We start from the raw sequence: 14,289 nt of genomic DNA, 5'->3' as shown, positions 1-14,289 counted from the left end.
AGACGTGGATGCTCGCCACAAGGGCGAGCATGACGGTGAGGCTTCGTCTCGGAAGACGGAACACATGCCATGCCCCTAATCGAAACCCGCGACCTCTCCCGCGTCTACGACCTCGATTCCGGCCGCGTCACGGCGCTGGACCGGGTGTCGCTGGCGATCGAGGCCGGCGATCTCGTCGCGGTGATGGGGCCGTCCGGCTCGGGCAAGTCGACCTTCATGAACCTGATCGGCTGCCTCGACCGGCCGAGCGGCGGCCATTACGTGCTCGACGGCGTCGCGGTCGAGACGCTGTCCGGCGACGGTCTCGCCGAGTTGCGCAACCGCAAGCTCGGCTTCGTCTTCCAGCAGTTCAACCTGCTGCCGCGCATCGATGCCTGCGCCAATGTCGAATTGCCGATGGTCTATGCCGGCGTCGCCCGCGCCGAGCGCAAGCGGCGCGCGCTTGCGGCGCTTGCCCGCGTCGGTCTCGCCGAGCGCGCCCATCACCGCCCGATGCAGCTCTCCGGCGGCCAGCAGCAGCGCGTCGCCATCGCCCGCGCGCTGGTCAACCAGCCGCGCCTCCTGCTCGCCGACGAGCCGACCGGCGCGCTCGACAGCCGCACCGCACTGGAAATCCTCGCGCTCTTCCAGGACCTGAACCGCGAGGGCGTCACCGTCGTCCTCGTCACGCATGACGCCGAGGTCGCCCGCCATGCCAGGCGCCTGATCCGCTTCCGCGACGGCCACCTGCTCAGCGATCTCCGGCAGGAGCCCGCCGACGCCCGCGCCGCGCTTGCCGCTTTCGACGTCGGCATCGGCCTGCCGGAGGCCGCCGCATGAGCCTTCTGGAAGCGATCCGCTCTGCCCTCTCGGCCATCGGCGCCAATGCCTTGCGCTCGGCCCTGACGATGCTCGGCATCATCATCGGCGTCGCCGCCGTCATCGCCATGGTTGCGATCGGCTCCGGCGCCCGGGCGCGCGTCACCGGCCAGATCAAGTCGCTCGGCGCCAATCTCGCCATCATCCAGTCCGGCAACGTCACGCAGGGCGGCGTCAGGCTCGGCGCCGGCGCCTCTTCCACCCTCACCGACGAGGATGCGGCCGCGATCCTGCGCGAGGTCGAGGACGTCACCGCTGCCGCGCCCGTCCTCGTCACCCGCGCGCAGGCGGTCTATGCCGGCACCAACTGGTCGACCCAGATCACCGCCACCGATCTCGATTTCTTCACCGCCCGCGAATGGGAGATCGGATCAGGCCGCCTGTTCGAGCCCGAGGAACTGCGCAAGGGCGAGATCGTCGCCGTGATCGGCCAGACGGTCGCGCGCAACCTCTTCGGCGAGGAAAACCCGCTCGACCAGCAGTTCCGCATCCGCAACGTGCCCTTCAAGGTCATCGGCGTGATGGCGCCCAAGGGGCAGTCGGCGCTGGGGCAGGACCAGGACGACGTCATCTTCGTGCCGCTCGACACCGGCCGGCGTCGCATCGTCGGGCGCAACTATGCCCGCGACCGCTCGGTCCAGAGCATCATGGTCAAGTTCGCCAGCGAGGAAGCGATCGCGCCGGGCATCGCCGAGGTCACCGCCCTGCTGCGCCAGCGCCACCGACTGATGGAGGATCAGGAGGACGATTTCATCGTCCGCAACCTCACCGAGATCGCCAATACCGCGACCGCCGCCGCCAACACCCTCTCCTGGCTGCTGGCCGCGGTCGCAGCCGTCTCGTTGCTCGTCGGTGGCATCGGCATCATGAACATCATGCTGGTCTCGGTGACCGAGCGCACCCGCGAGATCGGCTTGAGACTCGCGGTCGGCGCCCGCCAGAGCGCCGTGCTGACCCAGTTCCTGATCGAGGCGACGACGCTCGCCACGATCGGCGGCGCGGTCGGCGTCGGGCTCGGCATCGCGGCGGCGCTGACCATCGCCCATGTCGCCGGCTGGCCTTCGGTGATCTCGCTCGAGACGATCCTGATCGCGGTCGGCGTCTCCGGGCTGATCGGCGTGTTCTTCGGCTTCTACCCGGCGCGCCGGGCGGCCAGGCTTGATCCGATCGAGGCGCTCCGGCGCGAGTGAGGCGGCGGATTTTCCGGCCGCGCGCAAGGGTCGCTTAACCCGACCGGCCCTAGGCTGCCCTTGAGGCAGTCAGGAGGCGGACCCGTGAACAGCCAGCAGCTTACCGCGGCAACGCAGCCTCACTATGATCGCGCGCTCGCGGCCGCCGCCGTCGGCGCCTGGGAATGCAATCTCGCCACGGAATCGCTGAGCTGGACCGACGGCGTCTACGACCTGTTCGGCCTGCAGCGCGGATCCGCCATCTATCGCAGCGCCACGCTTGACCTCTACGAGGAGCGCTCGCGTCGCGAGATGAACCAGGCGCGCAGCAAGGCGATCGGCACCGGTCAGGGGTTCGCGCTGGATTGCCGGATCAGGGCGGCGAGTGGCGAGAAGCGCTGGATGCGCCTCATCGTCGGCGTGGGTCATGAACACGGCCGGCCGATCCGCATCTTCGGCTCGAAACAGGACGTCACCGCCGAGAAGGGGCTGTGGAGCGAGACCGCCTCGCTCATGCGAGCCAATGCCTCGACGAGCCTGACGGCGCGTCGCAGCTTCAGCGATGCCTTGCGCCAGTTCAGGCACGAGCGCGGTCGCGAGCCCGAGCGCTTCGCTCTCGCGATCTTCGGCATCGACAGGTTCGCGACGCTCGTCGAGAATTACGGCCAGGCTGCGGGCGACGACGTGATCCGCCATTTCGGCGAGCGGCTGCGCCGGCTGTTCCCGGACGCGCTGGCCATCGACCAGACCGGCCCCGGCGCGTTCGCCCTGCTGCTGCGCATGCCCGGCGACAAGGGCTATCTCGCCTCGATGCTGTCGGGCACGCGCAAATTGCTGTGCCGCCCGATGTCGCGCGGCCATCACGTCATCGATTTCACGCTCTCGATCGGCGCGGCCCTGCTGACGCCGGAGGGCTATCGCGAGCAGAACGAGATCTTCGCCGAGGCAGAAGCCGCGCTTCAGGTCGCCGGCATGGCCGGCGGCGATTGCGTTCGCGTCTTCGACGGGCCGGTGACGGCCGTCAGCCGGGTCGCGCTCGCCGGCTGACATACGCCGGCAGCCTCCGGGCCGCTCTCACAGCAGCCGGGTGAAGACGATCTGCCCGTCGAGGCCTCGGCCCATATCGCGCCAGCCATGGCGGACATAGAAGCGCTCCGCTCGCGTGCCCGCCCCGGTTTCGAGCCAGGCCTGGGCATGGCCCGCAACCTTCAATCCAGCCAGAGCCGCATCGATCAGCGCGCGGCCATGGCCCCGCCCCTCCAGCGCGGGATCGATGAACAGGGCCCAGATCAGCCCGGTCTGATGGTTGGCGCAGGCGAATCCCGCGATCTCGCCCGCCTCTTCAGCGACAAGGAAGATCGCCTGCTCGCGATACCAGGCGACATCCTCGTCCGTGACCTTCGTGGGGTCGCTGAGGATGTTCTCGCGCACGCCCATACGGATCGCACGGATGCGCGGTTCATCCGCCGCCACTGCCTTGCGGATCAGCCTTGTCTCGTCGGTCGTCGTCACAGTCGTTCCCCCGAGCCCTCGTCCTGAGGAGCCATTCTGAAAGAATGCGTCTCGAAGGATGTTTCAAGAGGCTCCAGAGCGATCTGGACCATCCTTCGAGACGCGAGCCCCCAGCTCGCTCCTCAGGATGAGGGCGGGAGATGCAATGCCGCCTCTCCCGCCAGCCCAACTATTCCGCCGCCTGCAGGCGATAGCCTGACGTGTCGTAGTTGAGGATCGGCGCGAGCCAGCGCTCGACCTCTTCGATCGTCATGCCCTTGCGTGCGGCATAATCCTCGACCTGATCGCGCTCGACCTTGGCGACGCCGAAATAATACGCCTCCGGATGCGCGAAATAGAGCCCGGAGACCGAGGAGCCCGGCCACATCGCATAGCTTTCGGTCAGCTTCACGCCGACGCGGCGCTCCGCCTCCAGCAGCCGGAACAGCGTCTCCTTCTCAGTATGGTCGGGCTGGGCCGGATAGCCCGGCGCCGGACGGATGCCGCGATATTCCTCGCGGATCAGCTCGTCATTCGTGAAGGTCTCGTCCGGCGCATAGCCCCAGAACTCCTTGCGCACGAGCTGGTGCATCCGCTCGGCAAAGGCTTCGGCGAACCGGTCCGCCAGCGCCTTGACCATGATCGAGCGGTAATCGTCGTTATCGCGCGCGAACTTCTCGGAGATGCGCTCTTCCTCGGCGCCCGCCGTGACGACGAAGGTGCCGATATAGTCCGGCGCAATACCTTCCGGCGCGACGAAATCGGACAGGCACATGTTCGGCTTGCCGTCGCGCTTCGAGAGTTGCTGGCGCAAGCCGTGGAAGGTCGCGAGCTCTTCCTGCCGGCTCTCGCCGGTATAGAGCCGGATATCGTCGCCGACGGCATTGGCCGGCCAGAAGCCGATCACAGCCTTCGGGTTGAACCAGCGCTCCTCGACGACGCGCTTCAGCATCGCCTGCGCGTCGTCCCAGAGCGCGCGCGCCGCCTCGCCCTGCTTCTCGTCCTGCAGAATCGCGGGGAAGCGGCCCTTCAGCTCCCAGGTCTGGAAGAACGGCGTCCAGTCGATCACCGGCACGAGATCGGCGATGTCGTAGGTGCGGAAGGTCCGCGTGCCCAGGAAGCTCGGCTTCGGCGGAGTGTAGTTCGCCCAATCCGTCTTGAAGGCGTTGGCGCGGGCGCGCGCCAGCGGCAGGCGCTGCTTCTCGGCCTCCGAGCGGCGATGCGCCTCGGCGACCTTGGCATATTCCGCCTGCACGCCGGCGACATAACCCGGCTTCTGCTCCGACGAGAGCAGGCTGGAGACGACGCCGACAGCGCGCGAGGCGTCGTTCACATGCACCGCCTGGCCCTTCTCATAGGCCGGATGGATCTTCACCGCCGTATGGACGCGGCTCGTCGTCGCCCCGCCGATCAGCAAGGGGATGTCGAAGCCCTCGCGCTCCATCTCGGAGGCGACGGTCACCATCTCGTCGAGCGAGGGCGTGATCAGCCCGGAGAGCCCGATGATATCGACGTTTTCCTTGCGCGCCGTCTCCAGGATCTTCTGGGTCGGCACCATCACGCCGAGGTCGATCACCTCGTAATTGTTGCACTGGAGCACGACGCCGACGATGTTCTTGCCGATATCGTGGACATCGCCCTTCACCGTCGCCATCAGCACCTTGCCGGCGGCCGAGCGCTCGGAGCCGCCGTTCAGGCGCTTCTCCTCCTCCATATAGGGCATCAGATAGGCGACGGCCTGCTTCATCACGCGAGCGGATTTCACCACCTGCGGCAGGAACATCTTGCCCGAGCCGAACAGGTCGCCGACCACGTTCATGCCGGCCATCAGCGGCCCTTCGATGACATGCAGCGGCTTCTCGGCCTTCAGCCGCGCCTCTTCCGTATCGACATCGATGAACTCGGTGATGCCGGCGACCAGCGCATGCTCCAGCCGCTTCTCGACCGGCAATTCGCGCCAGGCGAGATCCTTGCCGGACGCCGCGACCGAACCATCGCCCTTGAAGCGCGGCGCGGCCTCCAGCAGGCGCTCGGTCGAATCCTTGCGGCGGTTGAGGACGACGTCCTCGCAGAGCTCGCGCAGTTCGGGATCGAGATCGTCATAGCTGCCGAGCTGGCCGGCATTGACGATGCCCATGTCCATCCCCGCCTTGATGGCGTGGTAGAGGAACACGGAATGCATCGCCTCGCGCACCTTCTCGTTGCCGCGGAACGAGAAGGACAGGTTCGAGACGCCGCCCGAGATATGGGCGTGCGGCAGGGTCTCGCGGATCGCACGGGTCGCGTCGATGAAGTCGTTGCCGTAGTTGTCGTGCTCCTCGATGCCCGTCGCCACCGCGAAGATGTTCGGGTCGAAGATGATGTCCTCGGGCGGGAATCCGATCGTCTCGGTCAGCAGCTTGTAGGCCCGCGTGCAGATCTCGATCTTGCGCTGGAATGTGTCGGCCTGCCCGACCTCGTCGAAGGCCATCACCACGACCGCCGCGCCGTACTGCCGGCAGATGCGCGCCTGCTCGAGGAAGGCTTCCTCGCCCTCCTTCATCGAGATCGAGTTGACGATCGGCTTCCCTTGGATCGTCTTGAGGCCCGCCTCGATCACCGGGAATTTCGACGAGTCGACCATGATCGGCACGCGCGAGATATCCGGCTCCGAGGCGATCAGGTTGCAGAACTCGGTCATCGCCTTCTCGGAATCGAGCAGGCCCTCGTCCATGTTAATGTCGATCACCTGCGCGCCGTTGGCGACCTGGTCGCGCGCCACGTCGAGCGCGGCGGCATAGTCGCCGGCCGTGATCAGCTTCCTGAACTTGGCCGAGCCGGTGACGTTGGTGCGCTCGCCGACGTTGACGAAGGGAATGGTCTCGTCGAGCGTGAAGGGCTCAAGGCCGGCGAGACGCAGCCAGGGCTTCGCCTCCGGGATCTGGCGCGGCGCCTTGCCAGCGACCGCCTGTGCGATCGCCTCGATATGGCCGGGCGTGGTGCCGCAGCAGCCGCCGACGACATTCACGAAACCCGCATCGGCGAACTCGGCCAGCATCTTGGCCGTCGCTTCCGGCCGTTCGTCATAGAGGCCGAATTCGTTGGGCAGGCCGGCATTCGGATAGGCGCAGACCAGCGTGTCGGCAATGCGCGACATGTCCTTGATATGCGCCCGCATCTCGCGCGCGCCGAGCGCGCAGTTGAGGCCGATGGTCAGCGGGGCTGCATGGCGTACGGCGTTCCAGAAGGCCTCGACCGTCTGGCCGGAGAGCGTGCGGCCCGAAAGGTCGGTGATCGTGCCGGAGATCATCACCGGCAGGCGTAAGGCTTTCTCGCGATAGACCTGCTCGATCGCGACGATCGCGGCCTTGGCATTGAGCGTGTCGAAGATCGTCTCGATCAGCAGCAATTCGGAACCGCCGTCGATCAGGCCCCGCACCTGCTCGGCATAGGAATCGCGGACCTGATCGAAGCTCACGGCACGGAAGCCGGGATTGTTGACGTCGGGCGAGATCGAGAGCGTGCGGTTGGTCGGACCGATCGCGCCGGCGACGAAGCGGCGGCGCCCGTCCTCCCTCTCGGCGATGGCGGCCGCCTCGCGGGCGATGCGCGAGCAGGCGACATTCAATTCGTAGACATAGGCCTCCATGCCGTAATCGGCCTGGGCGATCGAGGTGCCCGAGAAGGTATTGGTCTCGACGATATCGGCTCCCGCCCGGAAATAGGCGAGATGGATGTCGCGCAGCGCCTCGCCCTGGGTCAGGGCGATGATATCGTTATTGCCCTTGAGGTCGTGGTTGAAGCCCTTGAAGCGCTCGCCGCGGAAATCCGCTTCGGAGAGCTTCAGATCCTGGATCTGCGTGCCCATCGCGCCGTCGAGGACGAGGATGCGCTCGCGTGCCGCGGCGTGCAGGGAGCGCTCGATCTCGGCGCCGTCGACCGGGGCGGGAATAAAAGAAGACATTCAGCAAGCCTCAAGGAAAAATCGGGCAGCGCGCTTATTTCTTTTTGTTCTTGTCGATTTCCGCGATGCGCTGCTCGAGCGCATCCAAGCGGGTCTCGACCTCGGCCGCCGCATAACGGCCGAGGACAGATTCACCAAAGGCCGCTTGTTTCACATTTTCGACCTTCGTTTCCAGCCGGTCGAGACGATCATTGACGAGGAAAAACCCACGTTCGATGGCAGCTTCCATCTTCCGCAGTTTTGCAAGGATCAGGTTCTCCGGATCGGCCATCGTCGTTCTCCTGCGACACCCTCTATATAGGGTGCGGCCTCGTATTATCACTCCGCCGCCACGGCCTGCGCCGCCGGCTTCTCGGGCTTCAGGCCGACGAGATGGCAGATGGCATAGACGAGGTCGGCCTTGTTCATCGTGTAGAAATGCAGGTCGGTGGCGCCGCGGTCGATCAGGTCCAGCACCTGCTCGGCGCAGACGGCAGCCGCGACGAGGCGACGCGTCGCGGCATCGTCCTCAAGCCCTTCGAAACGGTCGGCCAGCCATTGCGGCACGCTGGCGCCGGTCTTGCGGGCGAAGTTGGCGGTCTGCTTGAAGTTCTGGACGGGCACGATGCCCGGCAGGATCGGGATCTCGATGCCGCGCGCGCGCACCTTGTCGAGATAGCGGAAATAGACGTCGTTATCGAAGAAGAACTGGGTGATCGCGCGCGTCGCGCCGGCATCGACCTTCTTCTTGAGCGCGTCGATATCCGCATCGAGCGAAGCGGCTTCCGGGTGCTTCTCCGGATAGGCCGAGACCGTCACCTCGAAATCGCCGATCCGCTTGAGGCCGGCGACGAGGTCCGAAGTCTGGTGATAGCCGTCCGGGTGCGGCTCGTAAGCCGTGCCGAGCCCGCCGGCCGGATCGCCGCGCAGGGCCACGACATGGCGCACGCCGGCATCCCAATAGGAACGGATGACCTCGTCGATCTCGGCCTTGGAAGCCGAGACGCAGGTGAGATGCGCGGCCGGGCTCAGGCGCGTCTCCTCGACCATGCGCTTGACGGTGGCGTGGGTGCGCTCGCGGGTGGAGCCGCCGGCGCCATAGGTCACCGAGACGAAGCTGGGGCCGAGCGGCTCGAGCCGGCGCACGCTCTCCCAGAGCGCGAGCTCCATCTCCTCCGTCTTCGGCGGGAAGAATTCGAAGGAGACGCGCGGGCGGCGCGAGCCGTGGCGGCTGGGGCGGAAAGCATTCATCACGCAACCTCGAGATTGATCGTGCGGGCCGGCGGATCGGCCTGGACGCGCCGGTCGCGGCCACGCCAGAGCATGACCGGGAGCTGGCCCGAGCCGCCATCGGCAAGGGTGACTTCGCGGGAGAGATCGCAGGACAGGCCGGCCTCGGCAAACCAAGCAGCGATCTGCTGGCGGGAGAAGCCGAGCCGGCGATGCGCATGCTCGGTCCGCAGGAATTCCATCTCGTGCGGCGCGAAATCGACGACGACCAGCCGCCCGCCGGGTGCTAGCATCGCCGCCGCCTCGCGCACGGCCCGGCCGGGATCGTCGAGGAAATGCAGCACCTGATGGATCACGACGAGATCGAAGGAGCCGCGCGCGAAGGGCAGCGCATAGATGTCGCCCTGCCGCAGCTCGACGCGCGACAGACCCGCCTGCTCCAGATTGGCCCGCGCCACCGCCAGCATCGCGTGGTTGGCATCGACGCCGACGGCGCGGCCGAATTTCGGCGCGATCCGCTCCAGCATGCGGCCTGTACCGGTGCCGAGATCGAGCATGGCGCCGGGCGAGCCCTCGCCGACGGCGTCCTCGACAGCCGCCTCCACGGCATGATCGGGCACATGCAGGCCGCGCAGCCGGTCCCAATCGCGCGCGACGCTGGCGAAATAGCTCTGCGCGGCTTCCGCCCGCGTCGTCCGGACGGCGGCGAGCCGCTCGCGATCGGCCGCAAGCACCGGGTCGCTCAGGTCGAGCCAGGCGGCGAGCGAGGCGGCAAATGCGCCGCCGGGCCCGGTCTCGTCGAGGCGGAAGAAGGCCCAGGCGCCTTCGCGCGAGCGCCGCACCAGCCCGGCCTCGGCGAGCAGCTTGAGATGCCGCGAGATGCGCGGCTGCGACTGGCCGAGAATGTCGGTGAGATCGGAGACCGAGAGCTCGCCCTCGGAGAGCAGCGCGAGAATGCGCAGCCGCGTCTCCTCGCCGGCGGCCCTGAGACCCGCGAGAAGCACATCGGAAGACAATGTCGTCGGCTGCCACACGCGCTGGCGTCCTCTGTCGACAAGGAAAAAGATATAAAGATATCTTTATATCGAATACACCGTTCGTGCAAGCGGATTGTCGTGCGGAAGATAGGACGGAGGCTCTTTCGCCCTCCGGATCGAAACCTGGCTCGGTGAAAGCGAAGCGATGCCGTTGGCGCCTGAGGCCCCCAGGGCAAAGGTCGGCCGGATTCGTTTTCGACGCTGCCCGGCGCCGCGCCTCGACACGCCTGCCCCTTGCGCTTCCTGCATGGACGCTCGATAAGCTGCCTGCGCATTGTTCGCTAAGGGCTTATTCGATGGCGACGCAAGCCGAGCTCGGACATTCGAGCCCATCCTGGTTCACCGCTCCCGGTGAGACGGACATGTTGGCCTGGGTGGCATTGGCATTAATCTGCCTGGCGCTGTACGGCATCGTGACTCTCTATGCGGCGTTCGACCGTTGGGCCGAGCACAGCTCGCAGGGCACCCCGCTGGCCAAGACGATCCCGACGCTGTTGGCGATAGCCCTGCTTTATGAAGTCTTCCCGCTTGAGCATTTCCACTTCTTCCTTCCGCTGAGCGCGGTCCTTCTTGCGCTCATGGCGGATTGGTCACGCTTCCATGTCCCGCGAATTCGGGAGGACCAGGAGGAATCCGTCGCTCCCCCGGCAGCCGTCGAAACGGAGCCGCCCGGTGTCGCGGCCGTTGCCCGCCCTGCCCAGGCAGAGGGGGCAGGAGCATGATCGAGATCCTCCTGACCTCCTTTCCGGCGGTTTTCCGCTACTATCAGTTGAAGCGTCGCGGCGAAGCCATGACCGTCTGGAACATGCGCACGGCGGTGTTCCTCTGGGCCGTGCTCGCGTTCTTCCTCTTCGTCGCGATCTTCTATTTCCATCCGAAATCATATTCCGGCCTGCTGCCTTACCGCACCGTATCGATCGTCGCGCAGACGAGCGGTCCGGTGACCGAGGTCGCCGTCAAGAACATGCAGAAGGTTTCTGCCGGCGATCTGCTGTTCCGGATCGAGAACAACACCCAGAAGGCGGCGCTGAAGCAGGCAGAGGCCGAATTCGACAAGATCACGGCCGCCGAGGCCAAGGCTTCCGAGGCCTTGAAGGTCGCGCAGGCGAGCGTGGCCGTGTCGAGCGCTTCGCTGGACAAGCTGCGGGGCGATCTCGAAAACGCGCAGACTCTGGTCGCCAGGAACTCCGGCACGCGGGAAGCCGTGCGCCTGGCGGAGTCGTCCGTGGCGATCGGCGAGGCAAATCTGGCGGCGGCACAAGCCCAGCAAAGCCTGGCCCAGGCCGATATTTCCCAGACGCTCCCCGCGCAGCGAAAGGCTGCCGAGGCGACTCTGGAAAGCGCCAGGGTTGCGCTGGGAATGACCGAGGTGCGCTCGTTCACCGACGGCGTCGTGACGCAATTGGCCCTGAGCGCCGGAAGTCCAGCGTCCACGCTGATATTGAGCCCCGCCATGGTGATCATTCCCGACCGCCCGAGCGACCTTCCGCTCAGGATCACGGCCGGCTTTTCCCAGGTATCGCGCACCACCCTCTATGAGGGCATGCCTGCAGAAATCTCCTGCGACACCAATATCGGGCTGAGCTTCAGCAACACGGTGCTGCCCGCGCGGGTTCGTCATATCCAGCCTGCGATATCGACCGGCCAGATCGCGCCGGGAGGACGGCTGATAGAGCTTAGCGAGCGCATCCCGCGCGGGTCGCTGCTGGTCTATCTCGAACTGGAGAACAAGGAGCAGGAGAAGATCATGCTCGACGGCACCGGCTGCATCGTTCAGACCTATACGAACAATCTGCCGGGGTTTACGGGACACCTGATCGCGGCCACCGGCGTGGTCAAGGCCGTCGGCCTGCGCCTGAAGGTGTGGGGCGCGCTGATCGCCGGAATCGGCCTTGCCGGAGGTGGTCATTAGCCAACCGGCGTCTGGCCGGGAAACGGCGCCGTGTTGAAAGCAATGGCGTGCGGGTCGCGGCGTCCGCTTTTTGCGCCCGTTGCAGGCCCGTAGCTGACATCAAGACGCTTTCTGCGGCTGGCTATCACAAATGTTGCAACACCAGCCTCCGCGGCATAGCGTTCGGCATGTTCAGGGTCCTCGCGCATCGTACCTACGGGCGGCTCTTCTCGGCCCAGATCATCGCGTTGATAGGCACAGGCCTCCTGACGGTCGCGCTCGGCTTGCTCGCCTTCGACATCGCCGATGATCGGGCAGGAACTGTGCTTGGCACCGCGTTAGCCATCAAGATGATTGCCTACGTCACGGTGGCGCCCGTCGTTGGCGCATTTTCCGCCCAGCTTCCAAGGCGGGCGTTCCTGATCTCGATGGACTTGGTCAGGGCGGCCATCGCCCTGTCGCTGCCCTTCATCACCGAGGTTTGGCAGATCTACATCGCCGTTTTCTTACTGCAGTCGGCATCGGCTGCCTTCACGCCAACGTTTCAGGCGACCATCCCCGACGTGTTGCCCAAAGAGGAGGACTACACCAGCGCCTTGTCACTCTCGCGGTTGGCCTATGACCTCGAAAGCATCGTCAGCCCCATGCTGGCCGCCGCGCTGCTCACTGCCATCAACTTCCACTGGCTCTTTGCAGGAACAATGGCGGGCTTCCTGATCTCGGCGGCGCTGGTTCTTTCGGTCATCCTTCCCGTGTCCCCGGCGAAGCCCAGCGAAGGCGGCATCTACAATAGGACTACACGCGGCTCGCGCATCTACCTGGCAACGCCACGGCTGCGGGGACTGCTGGCGTTGAACATGGCGGTGGCGATGGGCGGGGCCTTGGTCATCGTGAACACGGTTGTCATCGTGAAGGGGCGCCTCGGCCTCGACGACAAGGCGGTGGCCCTTGCGCTTGCTTGCTTTGGTGGCGGGTCCATGTTGTCCGCCCTGACTCTTCCGCGGGTGTTGGAGCGCGTCGCCGACCGTACTGTCATGCTCGCCGGCGCAACCCTCCTCACCGTCGTTCTCGCAACCTTCTCGGCCGTCTTGTACATCAACGGCTGGATCGTCGCGCCAGCCGGTACGGCATCAGGCTGGTCCGTCCTGCTGCTGACGTGGGGACTGCTTGGCGTTGGGTATTCGGCCACCCAGACCCCTTCGGGCCGGCTGCTCAGGCGCTCGGCTCACGCAGAGGATCGTCCGGCTGTATTCGCGGCCCAGTTCGCTCTCTCGCACGCGTGTTGGCTCGTCACCTACCCACTCGCGGGTTGGCTGGGTGCGTCATTGCCCCTGGCGGCGTTAGCCGGCCTGTTCGGGCTCGCGACGGCCGCTGCCACCGTCGCGGCCGTATGGCTCTGGCCGACAAAAACGGCTGAAGCAATGGAGCACGATCACCCCGACCTTCCGGCCGACCACCCGCATCTCAAGGATGGTGGTGGCCGCCACGCCCATCCGATCGTGATCGACGATCTGCACCCTTATTGGCCAACCGCCGCCGCACTTTAGTAATGCCCGCTTCCGACCCATAGCGGCCTTCTGAGCGAGATGGCGGAACGAACCAGCGCCGCACCGCAAAACTTATCCCCGCCCCACAGCCCCGCCCCTATCCTGCGCGCGTCCCATCCGACCGGGGGGCTTCGCGAGGCATCGTGGGCCGGAGGGGATTGCGGGTTTCGCGCTCCCGGACCGTTGCGGGTCCGCTGGATCGCCGCGCGTCCTACAGGATGCGATAACGGCGATCCTCTCTTTGGCAGCGCGGAGGTGCCGACTTCGCACAGGCCGAACAGGCAGGCCTCCGCCCTCGCCGGGCGTCCAAGCGGAGCGGACCCCCAGAGACCCGTGCGCGGAGCCGGGCAGCGCGAGGTCGTCGCTGTTCGACATCATCGACATCGCAACGACATCGGCACGCAGCCGTCGACTGCGAACGCCGTCCGGCTCCGCGCATCCCCCGGATGCTCACGCCCAAAACCCCGCAGGCCAGGCCTGGACGGGGCTTTCGGCGCGCATCCTGTCGCGTCAAGAATCATCGCGCCGGACATGCGGCGAGAACGCCGATCCGGTCGTCATTCGTCAGGCGCGCGCTCGCCACCGCCCTGCCACGCGCGGCAGGCGAGCCTCACGGCAACAGAATGGTCTCAGAGCACCTTCAGATCGCCCGCGGCCGTCTTGCCGCGCTCGGTCTTCAGCTCGAACGAAACCTTCTGCCCCTCCGTCAGCGTCATCATGCCGGCCTCTTTCACGGCCGTGATGTGCACGAACACATCCTTGCCGCCCTCCGCCGGTTGAATGAAGCCGAACCCCTTCTCAGTGTTGAACCATTTCACGGTTCCGGTCGCCATCGCCACATCCCTCGAAGCCAACGCGTCTCTCACACACCGGCACTGAACGCATGGCTCCTATGCCGGCAATGAAAGGATTGACCGAAAACCGCTCCTTGTCGAGATGAAAGGACGGGCAGCCCCGCCTCAGCCCCTGTCAAGTTTTTGTCAACGCGATCCGTGCCTTGGCGCCGGCACGGGAAGAATCGCCGAGATCGATTCCGATATCCGCGGGACCGGCGACGTAGCGTCGCCACGCGCCATGGGTGCCGATATCCTGCGACTTCAACCTGAAGCCGATGGTCTTCGCCTCGCCGGACCAGGCGCCATCT

12 protein-coding genes are annotated in these 14,289 nt (G+C 66.1%); 6 read left to right on the top strand and 6 right to left on the bottom strand.

From position 1 onward, the window contains the following. Positions 1 to 69 precede the first annotated feature (69 nt). The 3 genes from OCUBac02_RS09550 to OCUBac02_RS09540 all read left to right on the top strand — a co-directional run bounded on the left by OCUBac02_RS09550 (position 70) and on the right by OCUBac02_RS09540 (position 3,074). Positions 70 to 819, top strand: coding sequence for an ABC transporter ATP-binding protein (locus OCUBac02_RS09550; protein WP_173045201.1), 750 nt, complete (start codon positions 70 to 72; stop codon positions 817 to 819). After that, entirely contained in the window at positions 816 to 2,048 is a 1,233-nt protein-coding gene (locus OCUBac02_RS09545) for an ABC transporter permease (protein WP_173045199.1), read from the top strand. Before OCUBac02_RS09550 ends, OCUBac02_RS09545 begins: the two co-directional genes overlap by 4 nt. Positions 2,049 to 2,132: 84 nt before the next feature. Beyond that, positions 2,133 to 3,074: a diguanylate cyclase domain-containing protein gene (locus OCUBac02_RS09540; RefSeq protein WP_047573905.1), complete on the top strand. Its 942-nt coding sequence runs from the start codon at positions 2,133 to 2,135 to the stop codon at positions 3,072 to 3,074. 27 nt (positions 3,075 to 3,101) lie between these two features. On the opposite strand, the gene OCUBac02_RS09535 is transcribed toward OCUBac02_RS09540, so the two are convergent. The 5 genes from OCUBac02_RS09535 to OCUBac02_RS09515 all read right to left on the bottom strand — a co-directional run bounded on the left by OCUBac02_RS09535 (position 3,102) and on the right by OCUBac02_RS09515 (position 9,704). Continuing rightward, the gene (locus OCUBac02_RS09535) at positions 3,102 to 3,539 is read right to left on the bottom strand and encodes a GNAT family N-acetyltransferase (RefSeq protein WP_197933326.1); all 438 of its coding nucleotides are present in this window, start codon (positions 3,537 to 3,539) and stop codon (positions 3,102 to 3,104) included. A gap of 169 nt (positions 3,540 to 3,708) precedes the next feature. Next, on the bottom strand, positions 3,709 to 7,461 hold the full coding sequence (metH, locus tag OCUBac02_RS09530) for a methionine synthase (protein WP_173045197.1): 3,753 nt from the start codon (positions 7,459 to 7,461) through the stop codon (positions 3,709 to 3,711). Between the two features lie 34 nt (positions 7,462 to 7,495). Continuing rightward, positions 7,496 to 7,732 (bottom strand): hypothetical protein, encoded by a 237-nt coding sequence (locus OCUBac02_RS09525; protein ID WP_173045195.1) that lies wholly within the window; start codon positions 7,730 to 7,732, stop codon positions 7,496 to 7,498. Positions 7,733 to 7,779: 47 nt separating this feature from the next. Continuing rightward, the gene (metF, locus tag OCUBac02_RS09520) at positions 7,780 to 8,691 is read right to left on the bottom strand and encodes a methylenetetrahydrofolate reductase [NAD(P)H] (RefSeq protein WP_173045193.1); all 912 of its coding nucleotides are present in this window, start codon (positions 8,689 to 8,691) and stop codon (positions 7,780 to 7,782) included. Next, a complete protein-coding gene (locus OCUBac02_RS09515; protein WP_173045191.1) occupies positions 8,691 to 9,704 on the bottom strand; it encodes an ArsR/SmtB family transcription factor in 1,014 nt (337 codons plus the stop codon). Before OCUBac02_RS09515 ends, metF begins: the two co-directional genes overlap by 1 nt. Before the next feature lie 299 nt (positions 9,705 to 10,003). Here OCUBac02_RS09515 and OCUBac02_RS09510 point away from each other — a divergent pair, with 299 nt between their 5' ends. The 3 genes from OCUBac02_RS09510 (at position 10,004) to OCUBac02_RS09500 (ending at position 13,145) form a co-directional block, all read left to right on the top strand. Then, a complete protein-coding gene (locus tag OCUBac02_RS09510) occupies positions 10,004 to 10,429 on the top strand; it encodes a hypothetical protein (protein ID WP_197933325.1) in 426 nt (141 codons plus the stop codon). Then, entirely contained in the window at positions 10,426 to 11,619 is a 1,194-nt protein-coding gene (locus tag OCUBac02_RS09505) for an HlyD family secretion protein (RefSeq protein WP_173045189.1), read from the top strand. Before OCUBac02_RS09510 ends, OCUBac02_RS09505 begins: the two co-directional genes overlap by 4 nt. 167 nt (positions 11,620 to 11,786) lie before the next feature. Continuing rightward, positions 11,787 to 13,145 (top strand): MFS transporter, encoded by a 1,359-nt coding sequence (locus tag OCUBac02_RS09500; RefSeq protein WP_173045187.1) that lies wholly within the window; start codon positions 11,787 to 11,789, stop codon positions 13,143 to 13,145. A 629-nt stretch (positions 13,146 to 13,774) separates the two neighbouring features. Here OCUBac02_RS09500 and OCUBac02_RS09495 read toward each other — a convergent pair. After that, positions 13,775 to 13,978, bottom strand: coding sequence for a cold-shock protein (locus tag OCUBac02_RS09495; RefSeq protein WP_047581917.1), 204 nt, complete (start codon positions 13,976 to 13,978; stop codon positions 13,775 to 13,777). Positions 13,979 to 14,289: the final 311 nt, after the last annotated feature.

The sequence above is a fragment of the Bosea sp. ANAM02 genome (assembly GCF_011764485.1).
Classification (GTDB): Bacteria; Pseudomonadota; Alphaproteobacteria; order Rhizobiales; family Beijerinckiaceae; genus Allobosea.
Note: the sequence above shows the minus strand (reverse complement) of the source record. Positions and strands in the feature narration are given on the sequence as shown.

What these genes read in the sequence shown, in the direction of transcription:
- metH (WP_173045197.1), bottom strand. Translation starts at nt 7,461, where the DNA reads ATGTCTTCTTTTATTCCCGCCCCGGTCGACGGCGCCGAGATCGAGCGC.
- OCUBac02_RS09495 (WP_047581917.1), bottom strand. Translation starts at nt 13,978, where the DNA reads ATGGCGACCGGAACCGTGAAATGGTTCAACACTGAGAAGGGGTTCGGC.
- OCUBac02_RS09510 (WP_197933325.1), top strand. Translation starts at nt 10,004, where the DNA reads ATGGCGACGCAAGCCGAGCTCGGACATTCGAGCCCATCCTGGTTCACC.
- OCUBac02_RS09500 (WP_173045187.1), top strand. Translation starts at nt 11,787, where the DNA reads ATGTTCAGGGTCCTCGCGCATCGTACCTACGGGCGGCTCTTCTCGGCC.
- OCUBac02_RS09550 (WP_173045201.1), top strand. Translation starts at nt 70, where the DNA reads ATGCCCCTAATCGAAACCCGCGACCTCTCCCGCGTCTACGACCTCGAT.
- OCUBac02_RS09525 (WP_173045195.1), bottom strand. Translation starts at nt 7,732, where the DNA reads ATGGCCGATCCGGAGAACCTGATCCTTGCAAAACTGCGGAAGATGGAA.
- metF (WP_173045193.1), bottom strand. Translation starts at nt 8,691, where the DNA reads ATGAATGCTTTCCGCCCCAGCCGCCACGGCTCGCGCCGCCCGCGCGTC.
- OCUBac02_RS09545 (WP_173045199.1), top strand. Translation starts at nt 816, where the DNA reads ATGAGCCTTCTGGAAGCGATCCGCTCTGCCCTCTCGGCCATCGGCGCC.
- OCUBac02_RS09505 (WP_173045189.1), top strand. Translation starts at nt 10,426, where the DNA reads ATGATCGAGATCCTCCTGACCTCCTTTCCGGCGGTTTTCCGCTACTAT.